The organism is Actinomadura viridis (genome assembly GCF_015751755.1).
Taxonomy (GTDB): domain Bacteria; phylum Actinomycetota; class Actinomycetes; order Streptosporangiales; family Streptosporangiaceae; genus Spirillospora; species Spirillospora viridis.
Genome location: NZ_JADOUA010000001.1, coordinates 5,539,044 through 5,558,635, shown reverse-complemented (window position 1 = coordinate 5,558,635; position 19,592 = coordinate 5,539,044). Strand labels below are relative to the sequence as shown.

Here is a 19,592-nt window from a genome sequence, read left to right as displayed (position 1 = left end):
GCGGGACCCCGGAACGCGGGACGGGCGGGACATGCTGTGGAGCGGCTGGGGAGACCCGGAGCGGGCCGCGCCGCTGCCGGAGGCGGTGGCCGGGCTGCTGCGCGATCTGCTCGGCGTCCGCCCGCCGCCCGAGCGCGGCGGGACGCGGGGCCCGGCGGCGCTGGAGGAGATCACGGTGCCCGCCTCCCGCCTCTCCGGGGACTGCCGCGCCGCGCTCGCGGCGGCCGCCGGCGGCGCGGACCACGTGCGGGTGGACGCCGAGTCGCGGATCCGGCACACCCGCGGCAAGTCGACCCCCGACCTCCTGCGCATCCGGGCCGGGGACGTCGCGGACGCCCCGGACGCGGTCGTCCTGCCCGGCTCGCACGAGGAGGTCCTGGCCGTGCTCGGGGTGTGCGCCCGGCACCGGGTGGCGGTCGTGCCGTTCGGCGGCGGCACCTCGGTGGTCGGCGGGCTCACCCCGCGCCCCGGCCCCGGGGCGCCGGCCGCCTTCGTCGCGCTCGACCTGCGCAGGATGGACGCGCTGGTCTCGGTCGACCCGGTGTCGCGCACAGCGGTGCTCCAGCCCGGCCTGCGCGCGCCGCGGGCCGAGCGGCTGCTGCGCGAGCGGGGCTTCACCCTCGGGCACTTCCCGCAGTCCTTCGAGTGGGCCACCGTCGGGGGGTTCGCCGCCGCGCGGTCGAGCGGGCAGGCGTCGGCCGGGTACGGGCGCTTCGACGACATGGTCACCGGGCTCACCGTCGCGACCCCGGAGGGGGAGCTCGACCTGGGCCGCGCCCCCAAGTCCGCCGCCGGGCCCGACCTGCGGCAGCTCGTGCTCGGCTCGGAGGGCGCGTTCGGAGTGATCACCTCCGTCACGGTGCGGATCCGCCCGGTCCCGGAGTCGTCGGCCTACGAGGGGTGGCGCTTCCCCTCGTTCGCGGCCGGCACCGCGGCCCTGCGCGCTCTGGCCCAGGACGGCCCGCTTCCGGCGGTGCTGCGCCTGTCGGACGAGACCGAGACCCTGGTCGGGCTCGCCGACCCCTCCGCCGCCGGCGCGGCCGTCACGGGGGACGCGGGCGCCTCCGGGACGTCGGGGTGCCTGGCGGTGCTGGGGTTCGAGGGGACGCCCGGGGAGATCGAGGCCCGGCGGGACGCGGCGGGCGCCGTCCTGCGCGGGCTGGGCGGTAAGCCGCTCGGCGCCGGGCCGGGCGAGAAGTGGGCGCACGGCCGCTTCGACGCCCCGTACCTGCGCGACGCCCTGCTGGACGCCGGGGCCTTCGCCGAGACGCTGGAGACCGCCACCTTCTGGTCCGGCGTCCCGCAGCTGTACGCGGCGGTCAGGGAGGCCCTCATCCGCGAGCTGGCCGGGGCGGGCACACCGCCGCTGGTGATGTGCCACATCTCCCACGTGTATCCGGCCGGGGCCTCGCTCTACTTCACCGTCGTCTCCGCGCAGGGCGGCCAGGGCGGCCAGGGCGGCCAGGGAGCCGAGGGGGACACCGCCGCGGACGCCGTGGCGCACTGGGAGAAGGCCAAGCACGCTGTCAACGACGCGATCCTCGGCGCGGGCGGCACGATCAGCCACCACCACGGGGTCGGTACCGACCACCGCGACTGGTACGCCCGCGAGATCGGGCCCCTCGGGACGGAACTGGTGCGCGCGATCAAGCACCGGCTCGACCCGTACGGCATCCTGAACCCGGGTGTGCTCGTCGCCCCCCTCACCGAGGAGTGACCCCATGTCCGCGAACCCGCCGGCCGCCGTCCCGCCCGCCGGCCCCGCGCCCGGCCGCGCCTTCACCGCGGTCGTCAACCCCTCCGCCGGCGGGTCGGCCGCCACGGCCATCCTGGTCCCGCTCGCCCGTGCCCTGCGCGAGGCCGGCGCCGAGGTCGCGGTGGAGTACAGCCGCGACCTGGCGCACGCCGCCGCGCTGGCCAGGGACGCGGCCGGACGCGGGCACGTGGTGCTGGGCGTGGGCGGCGACGGCATGGTCGGGTGCGTCGGCGGCGCCCTGGCCGGGACGGAGGCGGTGCTCGGCATCGTCCCGGCGGGCCGGGGCAACGACTTCGCGCGGCAGCTCGGGGTCCCCTCCGATCCCGCCGGGCTGGCCGCCCTGTTCCTGGAGGGCGAGCCGCGGGCGGTGGACGCCGTCGAGGCCAACGGCGTCCCGGTGCTGGGCAGCGTGTACGCGGGCGTGGACGCGGTGGCCAACCGCAACGCCAACCGGACCCGCCTGCGCGGCTCGGCCGCCTACACCGTCGGCGCCCTGCGCGCGGTCCTGGCCTGGCGGCCGGCCGACTACCGGATCACGGTGGACGGCGCGGTCCTCGACCGGCGCGGCTACACGGTCGTCGCCGCCAATTCGGGCTTCTACGGGTTCGGACGGCACATCGCCCCCGGCGCCCGGGTGGACGACGGCCTGCTGGACGTGGTCGTGATCAGGGACGCCCCCCGGCTGCTGTTCTTCGCCGTGATGCGGGAGCTGTCCGACGGGTCGCACGTGCGCCGCCCGCAGGTGGAGGTCCTGCGCGGCCGCGAGGTGCGGATCGAGCTGCTGACCCCGGGGCGGACCCTGCCGTACGGGGCGGACGGCGAGCTGCCCGGCGAGCTGCCGGTGACGGCCCGGATCATGCCGGGCGCCCTGCGCGTCCTGGCCCCTCGTTAAGGGCCCGCCGGAGGCCCCGCAGAGCCGATTCAGGACGACGCCGCCGGTCAGGCGACGTCCAGCATCCTTTGAGCGGGCTTTGGGGCGATTTACGCGAGCATTACGGATGTCCATATAACGTGGAGTACGTCCCTCTCAAGGGGACCTTCGGGTCGTCTGTGGCGGCATCATGAGAAGGCGACTGCTCGCCGTTCTGGGGGGACTCATGATGCGCCCAGACGCCCAGGACGTGGTGGCGCCGGTGCCCACGGGGGTGGCGCCGGCGGCCACCACGGTCCGTGAGGGCGAGCACCGTAGAGTGGTCCGATGCGCACCCTGCTGAACATCATCTGGCTTGTCCTGTCGGGGTTCTGGCTGGCGGTCGGCTACGCGCTCGCCGGGATCATCTGCTGCATCCTGATCATCACCATCCCGTTCGGCATCGCCTCGTTCCGCATCGCCGTGTTCGCGCTCTGGCCGTTCGGCAACACGGTGGTGCGCCGCTCCGGCGCCGGGGCGGGCTCCTGCCTCGGCAACGCCATCTGGGTCGTGGTGGCCGGCTGGTGGCTGGCGCTGAGCCATCTGGTCACCGGCATCGCGCTGTGCATCACGATCATCGGCATTCCCTTCGGGATCGCCAACTTCAAGCTCATCCCGGTGTCGCTGCTCCCGCTCGGCCGGGAGATCGTGCCCACCGGCGACCCGCGCGCCTTCCACGTCGAGTAGGCCGCGCCTCCACACCCCGGCCGGTCCCGGCCGGTCCCGCGCCCGGTGTCCCGTGCCCGGTGTCCCGCGCCTCGCGCGCGGCCGCGCCGGGCGCGGTGATCTGTGAGCCAGGTCTCATTCCTGCATCGAGCATGCATCGAGCAGGTCTCCACCTCTGTTTGCACAACCAAGTTCTTGGTCGAATGGCCCCGGTCCGCCGTGCCGGTGGGGCCGATTACTCACCGTTCGGGGCGACATGGCGGAACGACCATTGCCCGGAGGTGTGTGTGACCAAGGACGACTCCCCAGGCCCGGCGGCACCGGGAGCGGATCCCGGCGGCGGGCTCGACAGCGCGGCCTTCATCCAGATGAGCGAGAGCGCCGAGTTCCTGCGGCTCAAGAGCACGTTCCGCCGCTTCGTCTTCCCGATGACCGCGGCCTTCCTGGTCTGGTACCTGCTGTACGTGGTGCTGTCGGCCTACGCGCGCGGCTTCATGGGCACCAAGGTGATCGGTGAGATCAACGTGGCGCTGGTCTTCGGCCTGCTCCAGTTCGTCTCCACGTTCCTCATCGCCTGGGCCTACGAGCGGCACGCGCGCCGCAAGCTGGAGCCGCTGGCCGCGGAGGTCCGCCCGGCGGCCACGTCCGGGCCGGCGAGCCCGGCGAGCCCGGTGACCCCGGCGGGTGCCGGCGACGGCGTGGACGACGGCACCGAGGAGGACGGCAAGTGAACGCACTTCTCGCCGCGCCGCTGTCGGCGGCCCCGTCCGGGGTGCTCGCGGCGCCCGCCGAGAACGAGCACCGCACGTTCTCGCTGATCCTGTTCGCCCTCTTCGTGGTCTTCACCCTCTGGATCACGATCTGGGCGAGCCGCCAGACCCGTACCGCGGCCGACTTCTACGCGGGGGGCCGCTCGTTCTCCGCCGTCCAGAACGGCCTGGCGATCGGCGGCGACTACATGTCGGCCGCCTCGTTCCTGGGCATCGCGGGCATGTTCGCGCTGTCGGGCTACGACGGGTTCCTGTACTCCATCGGGTTCCTGGTGGCGTGGCTGGTGGCGCTGCTGCTGGTCGCCGAGCTGCTGCGCAACTCGGGCCGGTTCACGATGGCCGACGTGCTGGCGTTCCGGATGCGGCAGCGGCCGGTGCGCGCCGCGGCCGGCATCTCCACCATCGTGGTCTCGATCTTCTACCTGCTGGCGCAGATGGTCGGCGCGGGCGCGCTGGTGGCGCTGCTGCTGGGCGCCGAGGGCGAGGCCGCCAAGATCTGGACGATCGTGGTGGTCGGCGCCCTCATGATCTTCTACGTCACGGTCGGCGGCATGAAGGGCACCACCTGGGTGCAGATCGTCAAGGCCGTGCTGCTGATGGGCGGCGCCGCCGTCATGACGGTCTGGGTGCTGGCCAAGTTCGACTTCAACCTCTCCACGCTGCTGGGCGCCGCCGCCGACATGAGCGGCAAGGGCGACGCCTTCCTCCGGCCGGGGCTCAAGTACGGCGCCACCGACATGTGGTCCAAGCTCGACCTGCTGTCGCTGGGCCTGGCGCTGGTGCTGGGCACGGCCGGGCTGCCGCACATCCTCATCCGCTTCTACACCGTGCCCAACTCCAAGGCGGCCCGTGCCTCGGTGAACTGGGCGATCGGCATCATCGGCACCTTCTACCTGATGACGCTGGTCATCGGTTTCGGCGCGGCGGCGCTGGTCGGCGGCAAGGCGATCGCCGCGCAGGACAAGGGCGGCAACACCGCGGCCGTGCAGGTGGCCCAGGAACTGGGCGGAGGCGCCGGCTCCACCGGCGGGGCGGTCTTCCTCGCGGTCATCGCGGCGGTGGCGTTCGCCACGATCCTGGCCGTCGTCGCCGGGCTCACCCTGGCCTCCTCGTCCTCGTTCGCGCACGACCTGTTCGCCAACGTGTTCCGGCGCGGCCGGACGACCGAGCAGGAGGAGGTGCGGATGGCGCGGATCGCGGCGCTGGTCATCGGCGCCGTCGCGATCGTCCTGTCCATCTTCGCCCGCGGCATGAACGTGGCGTTCCTGGTGGCGCTGGCGTTCGCGGTCGCGGCCTCGGCCAACCTGCCGACGCTGCTGTTCTCGCTCTTCTGGAAGCGGTTCAACACCGTCGGCGCGGTGGCGGGCATCTACGGCGGCCTCGTCTCGGCGGTGGCGCTGGTCATGGCCAGCCCCATCTGCTGGGGCGGCGCGTCCGGCACCCTGCCCAAGGGCAACCCGGACGCCCTGTTCAGCGAGACCATCGTGGCGCCGATCCCGTTGCAGAACCCCGGGCTCATCTCCATCCCGCTCGGGTTCCTGTGCGCCTACCTCGGCACGGTGCTCTCCAAGGAGAAGACCGACGAGAAATACGCCGAGCTGGAGGTCCGCGCGCTCACCGGCACGGGCGCGCACTGACCGTACGCGCGCACTGACCGTACGCGGCGCCGTCCCCGCGCGGGACGGCGCCGCGTCGCCCCGGGGACAGGGTTGACGGACGATCAGGACAGGTCTCCATGCGCCGGACCCGGCGCCGCTTGACGCCCAGATCATCCGTCCCTCTACATTTGGCCTGACCCCCATCCCCCCGGACCCCCGGAGGTTGCCCGTGCACGCCGAGGACGCGGTGGCACCGGAGCGGACGCCCGACGCGCCCGAGAACTCGCGGACCTCGGAGGCGGGGGCGGGGTGGGACTGCCGGCGGCGCGGCTCCTTCCACGACCTCATGCCCGAGCGCGTCTCCGGCTTCTCCTGGCGCCGTCCCCTGGTGCTGTGGCGCTCCCGCAACGACGTCATCGCCAAGCTCTTCGGCGACCCCTCCGGCGGCATCCGCCGCCGCTGCGTCGCCGCGCTCGCCGAGCGGGGCACCCGCGCCGGCTTCACCATGCACCGCTCGGAGGAGTCGTTCTCGTTCCTGCTGCTCGGCGACACCGGGGAGGGGGACCGGTCGCAGTACGCGGTGGTCCCGCCGGCCCTGCGGATCGGCGCCGACACCGACTTCATGGTCATCGCCAGCGACGTGATCTACCCCAGCGGTGAGGCGGCCGACTACCCGGAGAAGTTCTTCCGGCCGTACCAGGGCTACCCCGGGCCGATCTACGCCGTGCCCGGCAACCACGACTGGTACGACGGGCTGCGCGGCTTCCTGCGGGTGTTCTGCGATCTCGACCTGGACTGCGCCCCGGAGCCGTGGCGCGGGCCGCTGGCCGTGGTGCCCCGGCTGCTGTGGCGGCGTTCCGGGCCGGTCGACGAGCGGGAGCTGGCGCGGGCACGGGACCGCTACCGGGGCGCGCCGGGCCAGCGCGCCGTCCAGCCCGGCCCGTACTGGGTCATCGACACCCCGGCGCTGCGCATCGTGGGCATCGACACCGGCATCACCGGCGGCATCGACCGTGACCAGGGCGCCTGGTTGCGGGAGGTGTCGGCGGGGCCCAAGCCCAAGCTGCTCATCACCGGCAAGCCGCTGTACGTGGACGACGACCTCCGCCCCGGGAAGATCGAGGGCGGCGGCACCGTCGACGCGATCGTCAAGGACCCCGCGCACCACTACGTCGCGGCGATCGGCGGCGACATCCACAACTACCAGCGTTATCCCGTGCGCGCCGGGGACCGGACGATCCAGTACGTGGTGTCCGGCGGCGGCGGCGCGTTCATGCACGCCACCCACACGATCCCCAGGACGCGCGTGACCGACGAGGAGGACTTCCGCTGCTATCCGCTGCGCGGTGACTCCCTCTCGCGTTACAGCCGCCTGTACGGCCGGGTGCTGCGGCTGCCCCGGCTGTTCGACCTGACGCCCGAGGAGGCCACCGCGGCCGTCCGGCACCGGCTCGGGATTCGTCCGGGGCGCGGGTACGGCGGGAGCGACCCGTCCCCCGCGTCGTCGGCGAAGGGCCTGCCGGAGGCGGGCCCGGCCGCGCTGGTGCCGGCGCCGCGCGTGGGGGAGCCGGTCCCCGCCGTGCCGTCGCAGAGGGCGCGGTTCGTCGCCGCGCTGCTGGGCGTGCCGCGCGGGCAGCGGAGGCGGCCGGGGATGGTCCGGCTGCCGGTGCGCAGGATGCCGCAGCGGTTCCGCTCGGAGATGGCCGACTGGGACCACCCGCCGTTCTTCAAGAGCTTCCTGCGCCTGGACGTCAGCGAGGCCGAGCTGCGCATCCGCTGCTTCGCCGTGACCGGGTGCGGGGACCACGAGCGCCACCCGCCGTGCGAGGACGAGGTGACGATCCCGCTGCGCTAGGGCGTGGACTCCTGGGCGAAGCGCTGCTTTCGGTCGTGGACGGGGCCATACGGCACCGGCAAAGTGTGAAAAGTGCACAGATCTCTGAAAATCCGGGTGTTGTTGCACAGCGAACGGTCCGTCTGCCGTAAGGTCGGGCGTCGTCATCGAATGATCACAACGACCCACGGGCGGATGGCCTCCCCGCAGCCGCGCGCCCTCAGGAGTGAGCAACCAGCATGAGCTACCCCCAGGGCCAGGCGCAGCAGCCCTACCAGCAGCACCAGGGCGGCCAGGCGCCCGTCCACACGCCGCAGAACGCTCCCGTCGCCGCGGGGACCGGCCTGAACATGAAGAAGCGCAACCCGGTCGCCGCCTGGCTGGGCCTGCCGATCATCACCTTCGGCATCTACGGCCTGGTGTGGTTCTTCAAGGTGCACGCCGAGCTGTTCGCCTACGACCGCCGCACCGGTGACGCCGCCGTCAACGCCCTGCTCTCGCTCCTCTTCGGGGCCGTCACGCTGGGCATCTGGCCGCTGATCATGTTCGTCAAGCTGGGCGGCCGGATCGCCCAGGCGCAGCGCGCCGCGGGCCTGCAGCCCTCCTGCAGCGGCGGCATCGGCTTCCTGCTCGGCATCTTCGGCTTCGGCGTCCTGTACTACCAGATCCAGCTCAACAAGATCACCGACCGGTACGGCGACATCCCCGCCGGCCAGCAGGTGTCCCTGGCCGCCTGATCCCCTCGTGAAGGCCCTCCGGACCCCTCCGCGCCCTGCCGGGCCCGGAGGGGTCCGGCGTTCCCGGGTCCGGCGCGCCCGCCGTTCTGTCGGTGCCCCGCGCCACAATGGACGGGTGAGGATCGCGGTGGCCGCCGGGCCGGACGGCGGCGGGACGCTGCGGCGCCTCGCCGAGGACGGCACGCCCACCGGCCCCGCCGAGCACGTGCCCGACCTGGTGGCGGCCATCGCCGCCCGCGAGCGCGCCGACTCCCCGCGCTGGGTGTGGCCGGCCACCTCCAGGCTCTACCCGCGGCTGCTCGACGCGGGCGTGCGGGTGGCGCGCTGCCACGACCTCGAACTGGTGGAGAGCCTGCTGCTCGGCCACGCCGGGCGCTACGGGGAGCCCCGTTCGGTCCGGGCGGCCTGGGCCCGTTCGCGCGGCGAGCCGGTGCCCGCCGACCCGCCGCCCCCGCGCGAGGCCCCGCCCCAGGGATCGCTGTTCGACACCGATTCCCTCACCGCGGACTCCCTCCCCGGAACGGTCACCGCCGGATCGCCCGCCACGGCGTCCCTCCCCGGCGAGTCCCCGGCCACGGACGCCGCCGGCGCCTCGCCCGCCGGCCTCCCGGCCGCCTCCGGCGGCGCGCCCTCCGGCGGCACCGCGCCGGGCGAGCTCGACCAGATCGTCGCGGTGCACGCCGACCAGCGGCGGCGCGTCGCCGCAGTGCCGGGCTTCGCGCTGCTGGCCGCGGCCGAGTCGGCGGGCGCGCTGGTGGCCGCCGAGATGAGCCACGACGGGCTGCCCTGGTCGGCCGAGATCCACGACGCCCTGCTCACCGAGCTGCTGGGCCCGCGCCCGTCCGGCGGGATGCGGCCCCGCAAGCTCCAGGACCTGGCCGATCGCATCAGCGCCGCGTTCGGCCTGCGCACCCCCGTCAACCCCGACTCCCCGGCGCAGATCCTGCGGGCCTTCGCGTCGGCGGGCCTGCCCGTCACCTCCACCCGCGCGCACGTCCTGAAGAAGCTGGACCACCCGGCGGTGCCCCTGCTTCTGGAGTACAAGGAGCTGTCCCGGCTGCACACCGCGCACGGCTGGGCGTGGGCCGACGCCTGGGTGCGCGGCGGCCGGTTCCGCCCCGAGTACGTGGTCGGCGGGGTGGTGTCCGGGCGGTGGGCCACCAACGGCGGCGGCGCCCTCCAGATCCCCCGCGTCCTGCGCCAGGCCGTGGTCGCCGACCCAGGCTGGTCCCTGGTCGTCGCCGACGCCGCACAGCTCGAACCCCGCGTGCTCGCCGCCCTCGCCGGAGACCGGGCGTTCGCGGCGGCGGCCGCCGAGGGCGACCTGTACACCGCGCTGTCGGACGCGTTCCGCGGCACCGCGCCGGGCGGGGCGAGCCCCCGCGACAAGGCCAAGATCGCCATGCTCTCGGCGATGTACGGCGGCGGCACCGGCGAGGCCGTCCAGCTGCTCGCCGTCCTCAAGAGCCGCTTCCCCGCGGCCTTCGGCTTCGTGGAGGCCGCCGCGCGGGCGGGGGAGCGAGGCGAGCTGGTCCGGTCACGGCTCGGCCGCACCTGCCCGCCGCCCTCGGCCGACTGGCGGCGGCTGACCGCCGCGGGCGACACGGAGGAGACCGGCGCCGCGCCGGACGAGGGCCGGTCCCGCCAGGTCACCGCCGCCCAGGCCCTGCGCGGCCGGGGCCGCTTCACCCGCAACTTCGTCGTCCAGGCCACCGCCGCCGACTGGGCACTGGCCCTGCTGGCCACGCTCCGGGGGAGGCTGACCGCGCTCGGCCCGCCCCGGCTGGTGTTCTTCCAGCACGACGAGGTCATCGTGCACACCCCCGCCGACCTGGCCGGACGGGTCGCCGAAGCGATCCGCGCCTCGGCCGCCGACGCGGGCGACCTGCTGTTCGGCCGTACCCCGGTGGTGTTCCCGATGGAGATCGCGGTCGTGGACCGCTACGCCGACGCCAAGTGAACGGCGCGGTGCCGCCCGCGGGTCAGGACGCCTTCGCCGTCCCGCCGTCCTGGGTGCTGCCGCGGACGAGCCGCCCGACCTCGGCGCGCAGCCGGACGAACTCGGGCAGCCCCCGGGTCTCGATCTGGTCGCGCGTCGAGGGCAGGCCCACCGGAAGCTCGGCGCGGACCCGGCCGGGGTTGCGGGCCAGGACCACCACCCGGTCGCCCACGTAGACGCTCTCGTCGATGTCGTGGGTGACCAGCAGGATCGTCATGCCCTCGTCCCGGTGCACCCGGAGCACCAGGTCCTCCAGGTCCTCCCGGGTCTGGGCGTCGACCGACCCGAACGGCTCGTCCATCAGCAGCAGCGTCGGCCGGTACGCCAGCGCGCGGGCGATGGAGACCCGCTGCTGCATCCCGCCCGACAGCTGCCAGGGGTACTTGCGGCCGGCGTCGGCGAGGCCGACCGACTCCAGCGCCTGCTGCGCGGCGTCCCGGCGTTCCTTCTTGCTCTTGCCGCGGCGCCGCAGGGGAAGGGCGACATTGTCGCGGACGGTCAGCCACGGCATCAGCGACCGGCTGTAGTCCTGGAAGACCACGGCGAGGTCGTCGGGCACGCCGTCGATCGGCGCGCCGTTGAGCACGACCTTGCCGCCGGTCGGCCGGACCAGCCCGGCCACGCAGCGCAGCAGCGTGGACTTGCCGCATCCGGACGGCCCCACGATGCTGACCAGCTCGCCCTCGGCGACCTTGAGGGTGAGTCCGGACAGCACGGTGTGGTCACCGTAGGTGTGTGTCAGTTCGTTGATCTCCAGCATGTCCTTCACCTGGCTGGGCGCGGGTGCGCGGGGAGGGGAGCGGCCGGGGCGGCGGCCCGGGGCGGGTCACGGGTCGGATCGTCGGTACGTGCGGTCGGGCCGGTCGAACTGCGGTGCCGGTGGGTTCCCGCCGGTCAGGACGCGAGCCGCCGGGCACCGCCGTGCCAGGCCAGCATGCGCCTTTCCACCAGGACGAACACCAGGTTGAACAGACATCCCAGCACGCCGAGCAGCACGATGCCCGCCCACATTTCCGCCATCTGGAAACTCTGCTGGGCGGTGGTGAGGTGGGCCCCGATGCCGGAGGCGCTGCCGACCAGCTCGGAGATGACCATCAGGATGAGGGCGAAGCCCAGGCTGACCCGCAGGCCCGCGAAGATCTTGGGCGCGGCGGCGGGCAGGATCACCCGGCGCAGCCGCAGCGGCCCGCTGATGCCGAACACCCGGGCGGTGTCCAGCGCCAGCCGGTCCACGGTCCGCACCCCGTCGATGGTGTTGAGCAGCACCGGCCAGATCACCCCGAACACGATCGTGGTGATCTGCATCGGGGCGCCCAGGTCCAGCACCGCCAGCAGGAACGGGATCAGCGTGGGCGGCGGGACCGCGCGGCCGAACTGCAGCACCGGCTCCAGCACGTCCCCCAGCGCCCGCCACCGTCCGATGACCACGCCGAGCACCACCCCGGCGACCGCCGCGATGGCCCACCCGGCGAACAGGTGCGCGAGACTGGGCCCGAAGTCGTCCAGGGCCTTGTCGGTCAGGAAGAACCGGCCGGCCGGACCGGAGAACCAGATCTCGTGCAGGGCCTGGACGATCTGGGACGGCGGCGGGAAGAAATCGTCGGCCGCCGCGCGGGCACCGACCTCCCAGGCCGCCACCAGCAGGGCGACCAGCCACAACCGGCTGACCCCCGCCAGCGCCCCCCGCACGATCCGGCTCGCGCCCGAGCCCCCCGCGGAAGCACGCGCACTCATTCCCTCGCTTCGCGCACTCATGATGCGGCCCCCGTTCCCGCCACATGCCAGCGGAAGGCTCGGCGTTCCATCCCGACCAGCAGGGTGTTGGCGATCAGGCCGAGGGTTCCGGCCCAGACCGCGCCCGCCAGCATCAGGTCGGGATGACCGCCGCCCGACTGGCTCTCCATCAGGTAACCGCCGACGCCCTCACCGGCTCCGGCGATCAGCTCGGTGCTGACCACGACCACCAGGCCGACCGAGGCGGCGATGCGCACTCCGGTGGCCACGAACGGCAGCGCGCTGGGCAGGCTCACCCGGAGCAGCACCGCCAGGTCGCCGAAGCCGAAGCTGCGCAGCGTCTCCTTGGCCACCGGGTCGACATCGCGCAGCGCGTAGAGCGTGTTGATGAGGATCGGCCAGGTGGAGGCGTAGAACACCAGGGACATCTTCGACTGGGTGACCGAGCTGAAGGTGACGATCGCCAGGGGGATCAGCGCCAGCGAGGGGATCGGCCGCATCAGCTCCACCACCAGGCGGGCGCCGTTGTTCAGCCATGGCGTGGCGCTGAGCAGGATGCCCAGCGCCACCGCCACGACGGTCGCCAGCAGCAGTCCACCCAGCCAGGCGCGCAACGTGTCGGCCACCTTGACCAGATACTCCCCGTCGGCGGCGAGTTCGGCGGCGCGCAGCAGCACGGTCGAGGCGGGTGGGACGGTCTCGGGATCGACGAGCCCGGTCCTGGTGACCAGTTCGGCGATCGCGATCGCCCCCGCGACCCCGGCCGCGCCGCGCGCCAGCTGGGCCGGCCTCATCCGTTCTGCAGGACGAGGGGCTTGACGTCGAACGGCTGCTTCAGGTAGCCGAACTGACGCATGACGTCCGACACCCGCTGGATCCGGGTGGCGTTGGTCGAGGTCGGGAAACCGTTCAGGTTGATGACGCCGACCAGCTTGGGGTCCATCTTGGTGAACTTGGGCATGGCCTCCTGCAGGACGGAACGGTCACCGGCAAGGGCCTGGGCCTTGACGAGCGCGCGCTGGAAGGCGGCCACGGTCTTGGGGTTCTTGGTGGCGAACTCCTCGGTGGAGGCGAATCCCGTGATCGGGAAGTCCTTGGTGGGGCCCGAGGAGAAGTCGGTGAGAATGCGCGCGCCGATCGACTGCTGGATCTGGGTGACGAACGGCTCGGGCACGATGATGGCGTCGACCTTGTCGCTCTTCAGCAACTGTTCCTGGTTGGGGAACGGCGCCACGACGACGTCCTTCTCCTCGTCCACCTTGACCCCGTACGGCTGCAGGGTGGCGTGGAGCAGAAGGCTGTTCTGGTTGCCCCGGGCATTGGTGCCGATCTTCTTGCCCGCCAGATCCTGGGGCGTCTTGATCGAGGAGTCCTTCGACACCAGCACGCCGTTGAGGTTCTTGGTCATCGACGACGCCTCGGCGACGATGCGCAGCTTGTAGGCGCCGTCGGCCTGGGCCTGGATGATGCCGACGTGGCCGCCGTGCGCGATGTCGAGCTGGCCGCCCTTGAGCTGCGGCAACGCCTCGGCCGCACCGGTGACGGTGCGCAACTTCACGGTCAGGCCCTCGGCCTTGAAGAATCCCCGGGAGATCGCGATCTGGATGCCGGCGCCCTCGGTGATGGGCATGACCCCGACGGTGATCTCCGACTGCTCCAGGCCGTTCGCGGAAGCCTCCTCGCCCCCGCCGCAGGCGGTCAGGGACAGCGCGAGCGTGCCGGCGACCGCGCCGGCGAGCCAGGCGCGCCGCTCTTTGGCGAACCTCATGAGCGCTCCTTCTGGGGAATGGATAAGGGGGGTATGCCGTTGGTCGGCATGATCGTGCGGACTCTAGCGCAGTGACCCTGGGTAACTCCGGATCTGTGTCTCGATGTTTACGTACGTGAGACGCAAATCCGGCAAAAGGGTCTAAATCACGCACGAATGCTCGAAGTAGGCAGAAGTGTGAAATGGCTCGTCTTGAGGTTTGTCCTTCGGATTACTCTGTGCTGCAATGACCCTCGCCCCAGGGGTATCGACAGGCCACAGGCTCCCGGGCCGGCGGAACGCTGGATCTCGCGGGGTCGGGGGCAACGAGCCGTGAGAGGTGATGGAGGGACGTGCGACCAGCGACGGAGCGGGACCGCGCACGGGGTCCGGATGCTCACTCCCTCCCGGAGGATGGCGATACAGACGCCGGTCAAGGCGGCGGCGGGCGACGATTCAGGCTGGCCAACACCCGGGTGACCACCCGGCTCGTGGCCCTGATCCTGATCCCCGCGGTCGTGGCCGGGATTCTTGCGGGCCTGCGCGTGCGCGACGGCGTGACCGAAGCCGGCCTCTACGCGCGGATCGAGAAGCTGGCGACGCTGGGTGACCGCGTCGCCGCGCTCGTCCACGAGCTGGAGAGCGAACGGGCCCTGACGGTGCGGTTCCTGACCTCCGCTCGCAACGGCCAGGAAGACGAACTGCGCCGGCAACACAGCGTGACCGATCGTGCGGCGGCGCAGGTGCGCGGCTCGCTGGGCGGGATCGGTGACGCGTACTCCGCCCAGGTCCGCGCCAAGGTCCGCGACGTGCGCTACCGGCTCGACTCGCTGCCGGGCCTGCGGGAGGTGGCCGGGCAGGGCACCGCCTCGCCCTTCTCGGCCCTGGACATCTACGGGCAGCTGATCGTCGCGATGCTGGACCTGGACGACCTGGTCGCGCAGGGCAGCCCGAGCGCCGAGGTGGCGGAGAGCACCCGGGCGTTCGCGGCGCTGGCCCGCGCCAAGGACTACGCCTCGCAGGAGAGCGCGCTGGTCACCTCGGTCCTGCTCACCGGGCGCTTCGCCAACCCCGCCGACCGGGAGCGGCTGCTGACGCTGCGCTCCCAGCAGGACAGCCAGATCGCGCTGTTCCGCTCGACGGCCGAGACCGGCCAGCGCCAGCTCTACGAGGACACCGTCACCGGCCCGGAGGCCGGCCAGGTCGAGCTGACCTACCAGCAGGTCCTGGTCGCGTCGGGGAGGTCGCCGACGATGTCGGTCCGGCCGCTGCGCCCCCGCGACTCGGTCGGCTGGGCCGAGGCGTCCGGCACCCGGATCGGCCAGATGCGCGAGGTGGAGCGGAACCTGACCGCCACCATCGTGCGCGACAGCCGGGAGCTCAAGGACAACGCCTACCTCGGCGTCCTCATCAACGCGGCCCTGCTGCTGATCGGGCTGCTGCTGGCGGCCCTGGCCACCGGTGTCGTGGCGCGGTCGCTGGTCCGTCCGCTGCGGCGGCTGCAGGCCGGGGCCCTGGAGGTGGCCGGCACCCGGCTGCCCGGCCTGGTGGACCGGCTGCGCGACCCGGAGGCGGCGGCCGAGGGGATCGAGGTGGAGCCGATCGACGTCGACTCCACCGACGAGATCGGCCGGGTCGCCCGGGCCTTCGACGAGGTGCACCGCGAGGCGGTCCGGCTGGCGGCCGACGAGGCCGTGCTGCGCGGCAACATCAACGCGATGTTCGTCAACCTGTCGCGCCGCAGCCAGTCCCTCATCGAGCGCCAGCTGCGCCTGATCGAGGAGCTGGAGCAGAACGAGCGGGACGAGGACCAGCTGGGCAACCTGTTCCGGCTGGACCACCTGGCCACCCGCATGCGCCGCAACAACGAGAACCTGCTGGTCCTCGGCGGGCAGGACCAGGTGCGCCGGTGGACCCGGCCGGTCCCGCTCATCGACGTGGTGCGCGCCTCCCTGTCGGAGGTCGAGCAGTACGAGCGGGTCGCGGTGCGCGTCCAGGGCGACATGACCGTGGCCGGACCGGTCGTCAACGACCTGGTCCACCTGCTGGCGGAGCTGGTCGAGAACGCCACGGTCTTCTCTCCCGAGCACACCAGGGTCACCGTCTCCGGCCAGCTGCTCAGCGGCGGCGGGGCGATGCTGCAGATCACCGACAACGGCGTGGGCATGTCCGGCGAGGACCTGGAACAGGCCAACTGGCGCCTGGCCAACCCGCCCGTCATCGACTTCTCCGCCGCCCGCCGCATGGGCCTCTTCGTGGTCGGCCGCCTGGCGGTGCGCCACGGCATCCGGGTCGAACTGCGCGCCGCGCAGGGCGGCGGGCTCACGGCGTTCGTGGTGCTGCCGGAGATGGTCATCAGCCCGGCCGAGTCCGGCGGCATCGGCTCGCGCGCGTTCGGCGGCCTGGACGACGGCGCCGCCCGGCCACCGGAGTACGCGGGGATGCCCTCGTCGCCATCGGCGGTGGCCGGGCTGCCCCCGGTCGGCACGCCCCCGGCCACCGGCCCGGCGGCCGGCCCCGGCGGCCTGTTCGGCCAGGACGGCGGCTCCGGCGAGTACGGCGTTCCCCGCCCGCGCACGGGCGGGGCGGGTTCCCCCGAGCGGTTCGCCGGAACGGGGACCGGCCCGCACCCGATCATGAGCGACGACGGCCCGCCGCCCGGCCGCGACGCGTTCCGCGACCGTCCGCCCGGGCCGGGACACACCGGCCCGCAGCCGGTCATCGGCGGGACGGGGCCGCTCCAGCCGCCGTTCGGCCAGACCGGACCGCAGCCGATCGCCGGCGACTCGGGTGCGTACCCATCGATGCCCGGCGGGACCGCGCAGGCGCCGGGCCCCGGCGCCCGGGACCACGCGCCGGGCTACGACCGGGAACCGGAGGCGCCGCCCAGGGCGCGGGCGGACGAGCCCGGCCGCGAGCCGGGCCGGCTTCCCGTACGGCGTCCCGGGGCGCAGCATCCGGCGCGGCGCGGACCGGGCGGCGGGAGCGCGCCCGGCGGCCGTCCCGGCACGCCGTCCGGGCCGGTGCACGACGACGACCCGCTGCGGACCGGCCCGCTCCCGGCCTTCCACGAGCAGGCGGCCCCAGACCACGGGCTCCCCGAGTACGGCGCCTCCGAGTACGGCGCCCCGGGCCAGGGTGCCCCCGAGTACGGCGCGCCGGGCCAGGGCGGCACCGGCCACGGCCTGCCCGAGCAGGGCGTTCCGGCCGGATACGGCGGCTCCGGCCGCGGCGGTCCCGGGTACGGGGGCTCGGGCCACGGCGGGTCCGGGAACGGCCTGCGCCGGGGACCCGCCGAAGATCAGGGGTTGCCTGAGCCGGCCCGGGGCGAGCATCCTGCCGAGCAGGCCACTCCGCCCGGTGTCCCCGGACGTTCGCCGATCTTCGACGCGATGCGGTCGGAGTGGTTCCAGCGACGGACCGACCAGACACCGGAGGATCCCGTGAAGGGGTGGGAATCTCCCGCCGACGCCGGATTCCAGGCCGCCGAGGCGGTACGGGAACCGGCGGCCGGCGAGCGTACCGCCGCCGGGCTGCCCAAGAGGGTGCCCGGGAAGAACAGGGTGCCGGGCGCGGTGGCGTCCCGGAGCACACCGGCTGCGCAGCCTCCGCCGCAGGCCGCCGCGCGACCGGGCGGCCGGCCCCCGGTGCCCGGGTCCGGCCAGTCTGCCGATACCGTGCGAAACCGGTTCGCCAGCCTGCAGCGAGGCGTCCAACGTGGCCGTACGGAGACACGCGGGACGTCCGGGCCGGGCGAGGAGCCCGGTACCGGCACCACAGGTGAGCTTCCCTCGCACGGCGAGGGAGAGAACGGAGGCACCCGGTGAGCGGGCAGGATCTCAACTGGCTGGTGACCAACTTCGCGGACCGGGTGCCGAAGGTCGCGCACGCCGTGGTGGTCTCCTCCGACGGGCTGCCGATGGCCTACTCGGCCGGGTTCCCGCCCGAGCGGGCCGACCAGCTGTCGGCCATCGCCTCGGGGTTGATGAGCCTCACCCAGGGCGCGGCGAAGATCTTCGACGCCGGCGGGGTGAGCCAGACCGTCGTGGAGATGGACCGCGGGCTGCTGTTCGTCATGTCCATCGCCAACGGGTCGGTGTTCGCGGTGCTGGCCGCCTCCGACTGCGACCTCGGGCTGGTGGCGTACGAGATGACGCTGCTGGTGGAGCGGGTGGGCCGGGTGCTGACCCCCGCCCTTCGCGGGGTGGCCGAGCAGCAACAGCAGCCGCCCTACGGGGGGCCGGCCGTACCGGAGATGGGCACCGGGCCGGCCCGGTACTGACCTGACTGACTGACGGAGGTCGGCGAGATGGATCGAGGCAGTCCCTGGGGAGCCGGTCCGGGCGGCCCGCCGCGGTGGTCGGGCGACCCGGCACGGGGGCGGGGACCGGCGGAGGAGCCCGACGCGAGTTCCCTGGTGCGGCCCTACGCCGTCACCGGGGGACGCACCCGGCCGCGGTACGACCTGGCGCTGGAGGCGCTGGTGACCGCCGCGCCCTACCCGCCGCGCGACGTGGCCCAGCTGACGCCCGAGTACCGGGCGATCATGGACCTGTGCCGGTCGGTGCGGTCGGTGGCGGAGGTCTCCGCCCTGCTGCGCATCCCGATCGGGGTCGCCCGGGTCCTCATCGCCGACATGGCCCTCGAGGGACTGCTGCGGTTGCACCAGACGCGTCCCGCCGGCGTGCAGCCGGACATCCGCCTTCTAGAAAGGGTTCTCAGTGGCCTTCGGAACCTCTGATCAGGCCCCTGCGGGAGCACCCGGAGGGGACACCGAGCTGACCTCGGTGAAGATCGTCGTCGGCGGCGGGTTCGGCGTGGGCAAGACCACCTTCGTCGGCTCGGTGTCGGAGATCATGCCGCTCACCACGGAGGCGGTGATGACCGCGGCCAGCGCCGACGTGGACGACCTGTCGGCGGTGCCGGACAAGACCACCACCACGGTCGCGATGGACTTCGGCCGGGTGTCGCTGGACTCGGAGCTGATCCTCTACCTGTTCGGCACCCCGGGCCAGCACCGCTTCTGGTTCATGTGGGACGACCTGGTGCGCGGCGCGATCGGCGCGGTGGTGCTGGTCGACACCCGGCGGCTGGAGGACTGCTTCGCCGCGGTCGACTACTTCGAGGAGCTGGGACTGCCCTTCGTCGTCGGCGTGAACGGCTTCAACGGCGAGTTCCCCTTCGGCGCCGAGGACATCCGCGAGGCCCTGTCGATCAGCCCCCACGTACCGATCATGCAGTGCGACGCCCGTACCCGGCAGTCCACCAAGCAGGTCCTCATCACGCTGGTGAAGCACGCGATGAGCATGCACGCCGCGGGCACCGCGGCGCCGGTCGCCCCGAGCCGGATGGAGGGGCCGCCGCCCGCGCCCGGCGGGGCGGTCGGCACGTCCTCGCCGACCTGGACCTGACGGCCCGGCCCGCCGGCGGCGCACGGCGCGAGGGCTCGCCCCTCGCCGCCGTGCCCGTCCCGGTGCCCCGGATCAGGTGTGGCGGGCGGCGATCGCCTCTTCGACCGAGCCCAGCACGGTCATGCGGCGGTGCATGCCGGTGATCTCCAGGGTCCGGCGGACGATCGGCCGGGGCGCGGCGAGCGCCAGGCTGCCGCCGGCCTGGGAGACGGCCTTGTAGCAGTTGATGATCACGGACAGGCCGTGCGAGTCCATGAACTCCAGGCCGGTCAGGTCCAGGATCAGATGGTCGCCGAACGAGCGCCGCGCGGCGCCCAGACGACGGTGCAGGTCGTGGCCGTTGGCTATGTCGAGTTCGCCCCGCAGGCGCACGACGGCGCAGCCGTCACGCACCTGGGCGGTCACGTCCAAGACTGTCACGGGGAAGCCC

The 19,592-nt window shown here is 73.5% G+C and carries 17 protein-coding genes; 12 read left to right on the top strand and 5 right to left on the bottom strand.

The genetic code is table 11. From position 1 onward, the window contains the following. The first annotated feature begins 31 nt into the window (after positions 1 to 31). From IW256_RS25210 to IW256_RS25175, 8 genes are all read left to right on the top strand, one after another. Positions 32 to 1,717, top strand: coding sequence for an FAD-binding oxidoreductase (locus IW256_RS25210; RefSeq protein ID WP_197016539.1), 1,686 nt, complete (start codon positions 32 to 34; stop codon positions 1,715 to 1,717). A 4-nt stretch (positions 1,718 to 1,721) separates the two neighbouring features. Further along, on the top strand, positions 1,722 to 2,648 hold the full coding sequence (locus IW256_RS25205) for a diacylglycerol/lipid kinase family protein (RefSeq protein ID WP_197013325.1): 927 nt from the start codon (positions 1,722 to 1,724) through the stop codon (positions 2,646 to 2,648). Between the two features lie 306 nt (positions 2,649 to 2,954). Continuing rightward, entirely contained in the window at positions 2,955 to 3,353 is a 399-nt protein-coding gene (locus IW256_RS25200; RefSeq protein ID WP_197013324.1) for a YccF domain-containing protein, read from the top strand. A gap of 266 nt (positions 3,354 to 3,619) precedes the next feature. Continuing rightward, positions 3,620 to 4,063 (top strand): DUF485 domain-containing protein, encoded by a 444-nt coding sequence (locus tag IW256_RS25195; RefSeq protein ID WP_307829050.1) that lies wholly within the window; start codon positions 3,620 to 3,622, stop codon positions 4,061 to 4,063. Positions 4,064 to 4,083: 20 nt separating this feature from the next. Next, positions 4,084 to 5,739 carry a solute symporter family protein gene (locus tag IW256_RS25190; protein WP_231405181.1) on the top strand — a complete coding sequence of 552 codons (1,656 nt, stop codon included), beginning with the start codon at positions 4,084 to 4,086 and terminating at the stop codon, positions 5,737 to 5,739. 190 nt (positions 5,740 to 5,929) lie between these two features. After that, positions 5,930 to 7,555, top strand: a complete 1,626-nt coding sequence (locus IW256_RS25185) for a metallophosphoesterase family protein (RefSeq protein ID WP_307829049.1) — start codon at positions 5,930 to 5,932, stop codon at positions 7,553 to 7,555. 218 nt (positions 7,556 to 7,773) lie between these two features. Next, the gene (locus IW256_RS25180; RefSeq protein WP_197013323.1) at positions 7,774 to 8,271 is read left to right on the top strand and encodes a DUF4234 domain-containing protein; all 498 of its coding nucleotides are present in this window, start codon (positions 7,774 to 7,776) and stop codon (positions 8,269 to 8,271) included. Between the two features lie 115 nt (positions 8,272 to 8,386). Continuing rightward, on the top strand, positions 8,387 to 10,231 hold the full coding sequence (locus IW256_RS25175; protein ID WP_197013322.1) for a bifunctional 3'-5' exonuclease/DNA polymerase: 1,845 nt from the start codon (positions 8,387 to 8,389) through the stop codon (positions 10,229 to 10,231). Positions 10,232 to 10,253: 22 nt separating this feature from the next. Here the strand turns inward: IW256_RS25175 and IW256_RS25170 are convergent, their stop codons facing one another. The 4 genes from IW256_RS25170 to IW256_RS25155 all read right to left on the bottom strand — a co-directional run bounded on the left by IW256_RS25170 (position 10,254) and on the right by IW256_RS25155 (position 13,772). Then, entirely contained in the window at positions 10,254 to 11,030 is a 777-nt protein-coding gene (locus IW256_RS25170; protein ID WP_197013321.1) for an ABC transporter ATP-binding protein, read from the bottom strand. A 134-nt stretch (positions 11,031 to 11,164) separates the two neighbouring features. Continuing rightward, entirely contained in the window at positions 11,165 to 12,004 is an 840-nt protein-coding gene (locus IW256_RS25165) for an ABC transporter permease (protein WP_197013320.1), read from the bottom strand. Between the two features lie 17 nt (positions 12,005 to 12,021). Continuing rightward, complete coding sequence (locus IW256_RS25160; protein WP_197013319.1) at positions 12,022 to 12,798, bottom strand: ABC transporter permease; 777 nt, start codon at positions 12,796 to 12,798, stop codon at positions 12,022 to 12,024. Then, on the bottom strand, positions 12,795 to 13,772 hold the full coding sequence (locus tag IW256_RS25155) for an ABC transporter substrate-binding protein (protein ID WP_197013318.1): 978 nt from the start codon (positions 13,770 to 13,772) through the stop codon (positions 12,795 to 12,797). The genes IW256_RS25160 and IW256_RS25155 overlap by 4 nt, the downstream gene beginning before the upstream one ends. A gap of 455 nt (positions 13,773 to 14,227) precedes the next feature. Between IW256_RS25155 and IW256_RS25150 the strand changes: the two genes are divergently transcribed. The 4 genes from IW256_RS25150 to IW256_RS25135 are packed head-to-tail and all read left to right on the top strand — an operon-like array spanning position 14,228 to position 19,162. Further along, the gene (locus IW256_RS25150; RefSeq protein WP_307829048.1) at positions 14,228 to 17,578 is read left to right on the top strand and encodes a sensor histidine kinase; all 3,351 of its coding nucleotides are present in this window, start codon (positions 14,228 to 14,230) and stop codon (positions 17,576 to 17,578) included. Beyond that, positions 17,575 to 18,033 carry a roadblock/LC7 domain-containing protein gene (locus IW256_RS25145; RefSeq protein WP_197013316.1) on the top strand — a complete coding sequence of 153 codons (459 nt, stop codon included), beginning with the start codon at positions 17,575 to 17,577 and terminating at the stop codon, positions 18,031 to 18,033. The genes IW256_RS25150 and IW256_RS25145 overlap by 4 nt, the downstream gene beginning before the upstream one ends. 27 nt (positions 18,034 to 18,060) lie before the next feature. Then, a complete protein-coding gene (locus tag IW256_RS25140) occupies positions 18,061 to 18,492 on the top strand; it encodes a DUF742 domain-containing protein (protein WP_197013315.1) in 432 nt (143 codons plus the stop codon). 37 nt (positions 18,493 to 18,529) lie between these two features. Next, positions 18,530 to 19,162 (top strand): GTP-binding protein, encoded by a 633-nt coding sequence (locus tag IW256_RS25135; RefSeq protein WP_231405177.1) that lies wholly within the window; start codon positions 18,530 to 18,532, stop codon positions 19,160 to 19,162. A gap of 72 nt (positions 19,163 to 19,234) precedes the next feature. Here the strand turns inward: IW256_RS25135 and IW256_RS25130 are convergent, their stop codons facing one another. After that, complete coding sequence (locus IW256_RS25130; protein WP_197013314.1) at positions 19,235 to 19,567, bottom strand: STAS domain-containing protein; 333 nt, start codon at positions 19,565 to 19,567, stop codon at positions 19,235 to 19,237. Between the last annotated feature and the right edge of the window lie 25 nt (positions 19,568 to 19,592).

Bases quoted from the DNA above. Each gene is read 5' to 3' on its own strand.
- IW256_RS25210 (WP_197016539.1), top strand. From the start codon at position 32: ATGCTGTGGAGCGGCTGGGGAGACCCGGAGCGGGCCGCGCCGCTGCCG.
- IW256_RS25205 (WP_197013325.1), top strand. From the start codon at position 1,722: ATGTCCGCGAACCCGCCGGCCGCCGTCCCGCCCGCCGGCCCCGCGCCC.
- IW256_RS25200 (WP_197013324.1), top strand. From the start codon at position 2,955: ATGCGCACCCTGCTGAACATCATCTGGCTTGTCCTGTCGGGGTTCTGG.
- IW256_RS25180 (WP_197013323.1), top strand. From the start codon at position 7,774: ATGAGCTACCCCCAGGGCCAGGCGCAGCAGCCCTACCAGCAGCACCAG.
- IW256_RS25170 (WP_197013321.1), bottom strand. From the start codon at position 11,030: ATGCTGGAGATCAACGAACTGACACACACCTACGGTGACCACACCGTG.
- IW256_RS25165 (WP_197013320.1), bottom strand. From the start codon at position 12,004: ATGAGTGCGCGTGCTTCCGCGGGGGGCTCGGGCGCGAGCCGGATCGTG.
- IW256_RS25160 (WP_197013319.1), bottom strand. From the start codon at position 12,798: ATGAGGCCGGCCCAGCTGGCGCGCGGCGCGGCCGGGGTCGCGGGGGCG.
- IW256_RS25155 (WP_197013318.1), bottom strand. From the start codon at position 13,772: ATGAGGTTCGCCAAAGAGCGGCGCGCCTGGCTCGCCGGCGCGGTCGCC.
- IW256_RS25140 (WP_197013315.1), top strand. From the start codon at position 18,061: ATGGATCGAGGCAGTCCCTGGGGAGCCGGTCCGGGCGGCCCGCCGCGG.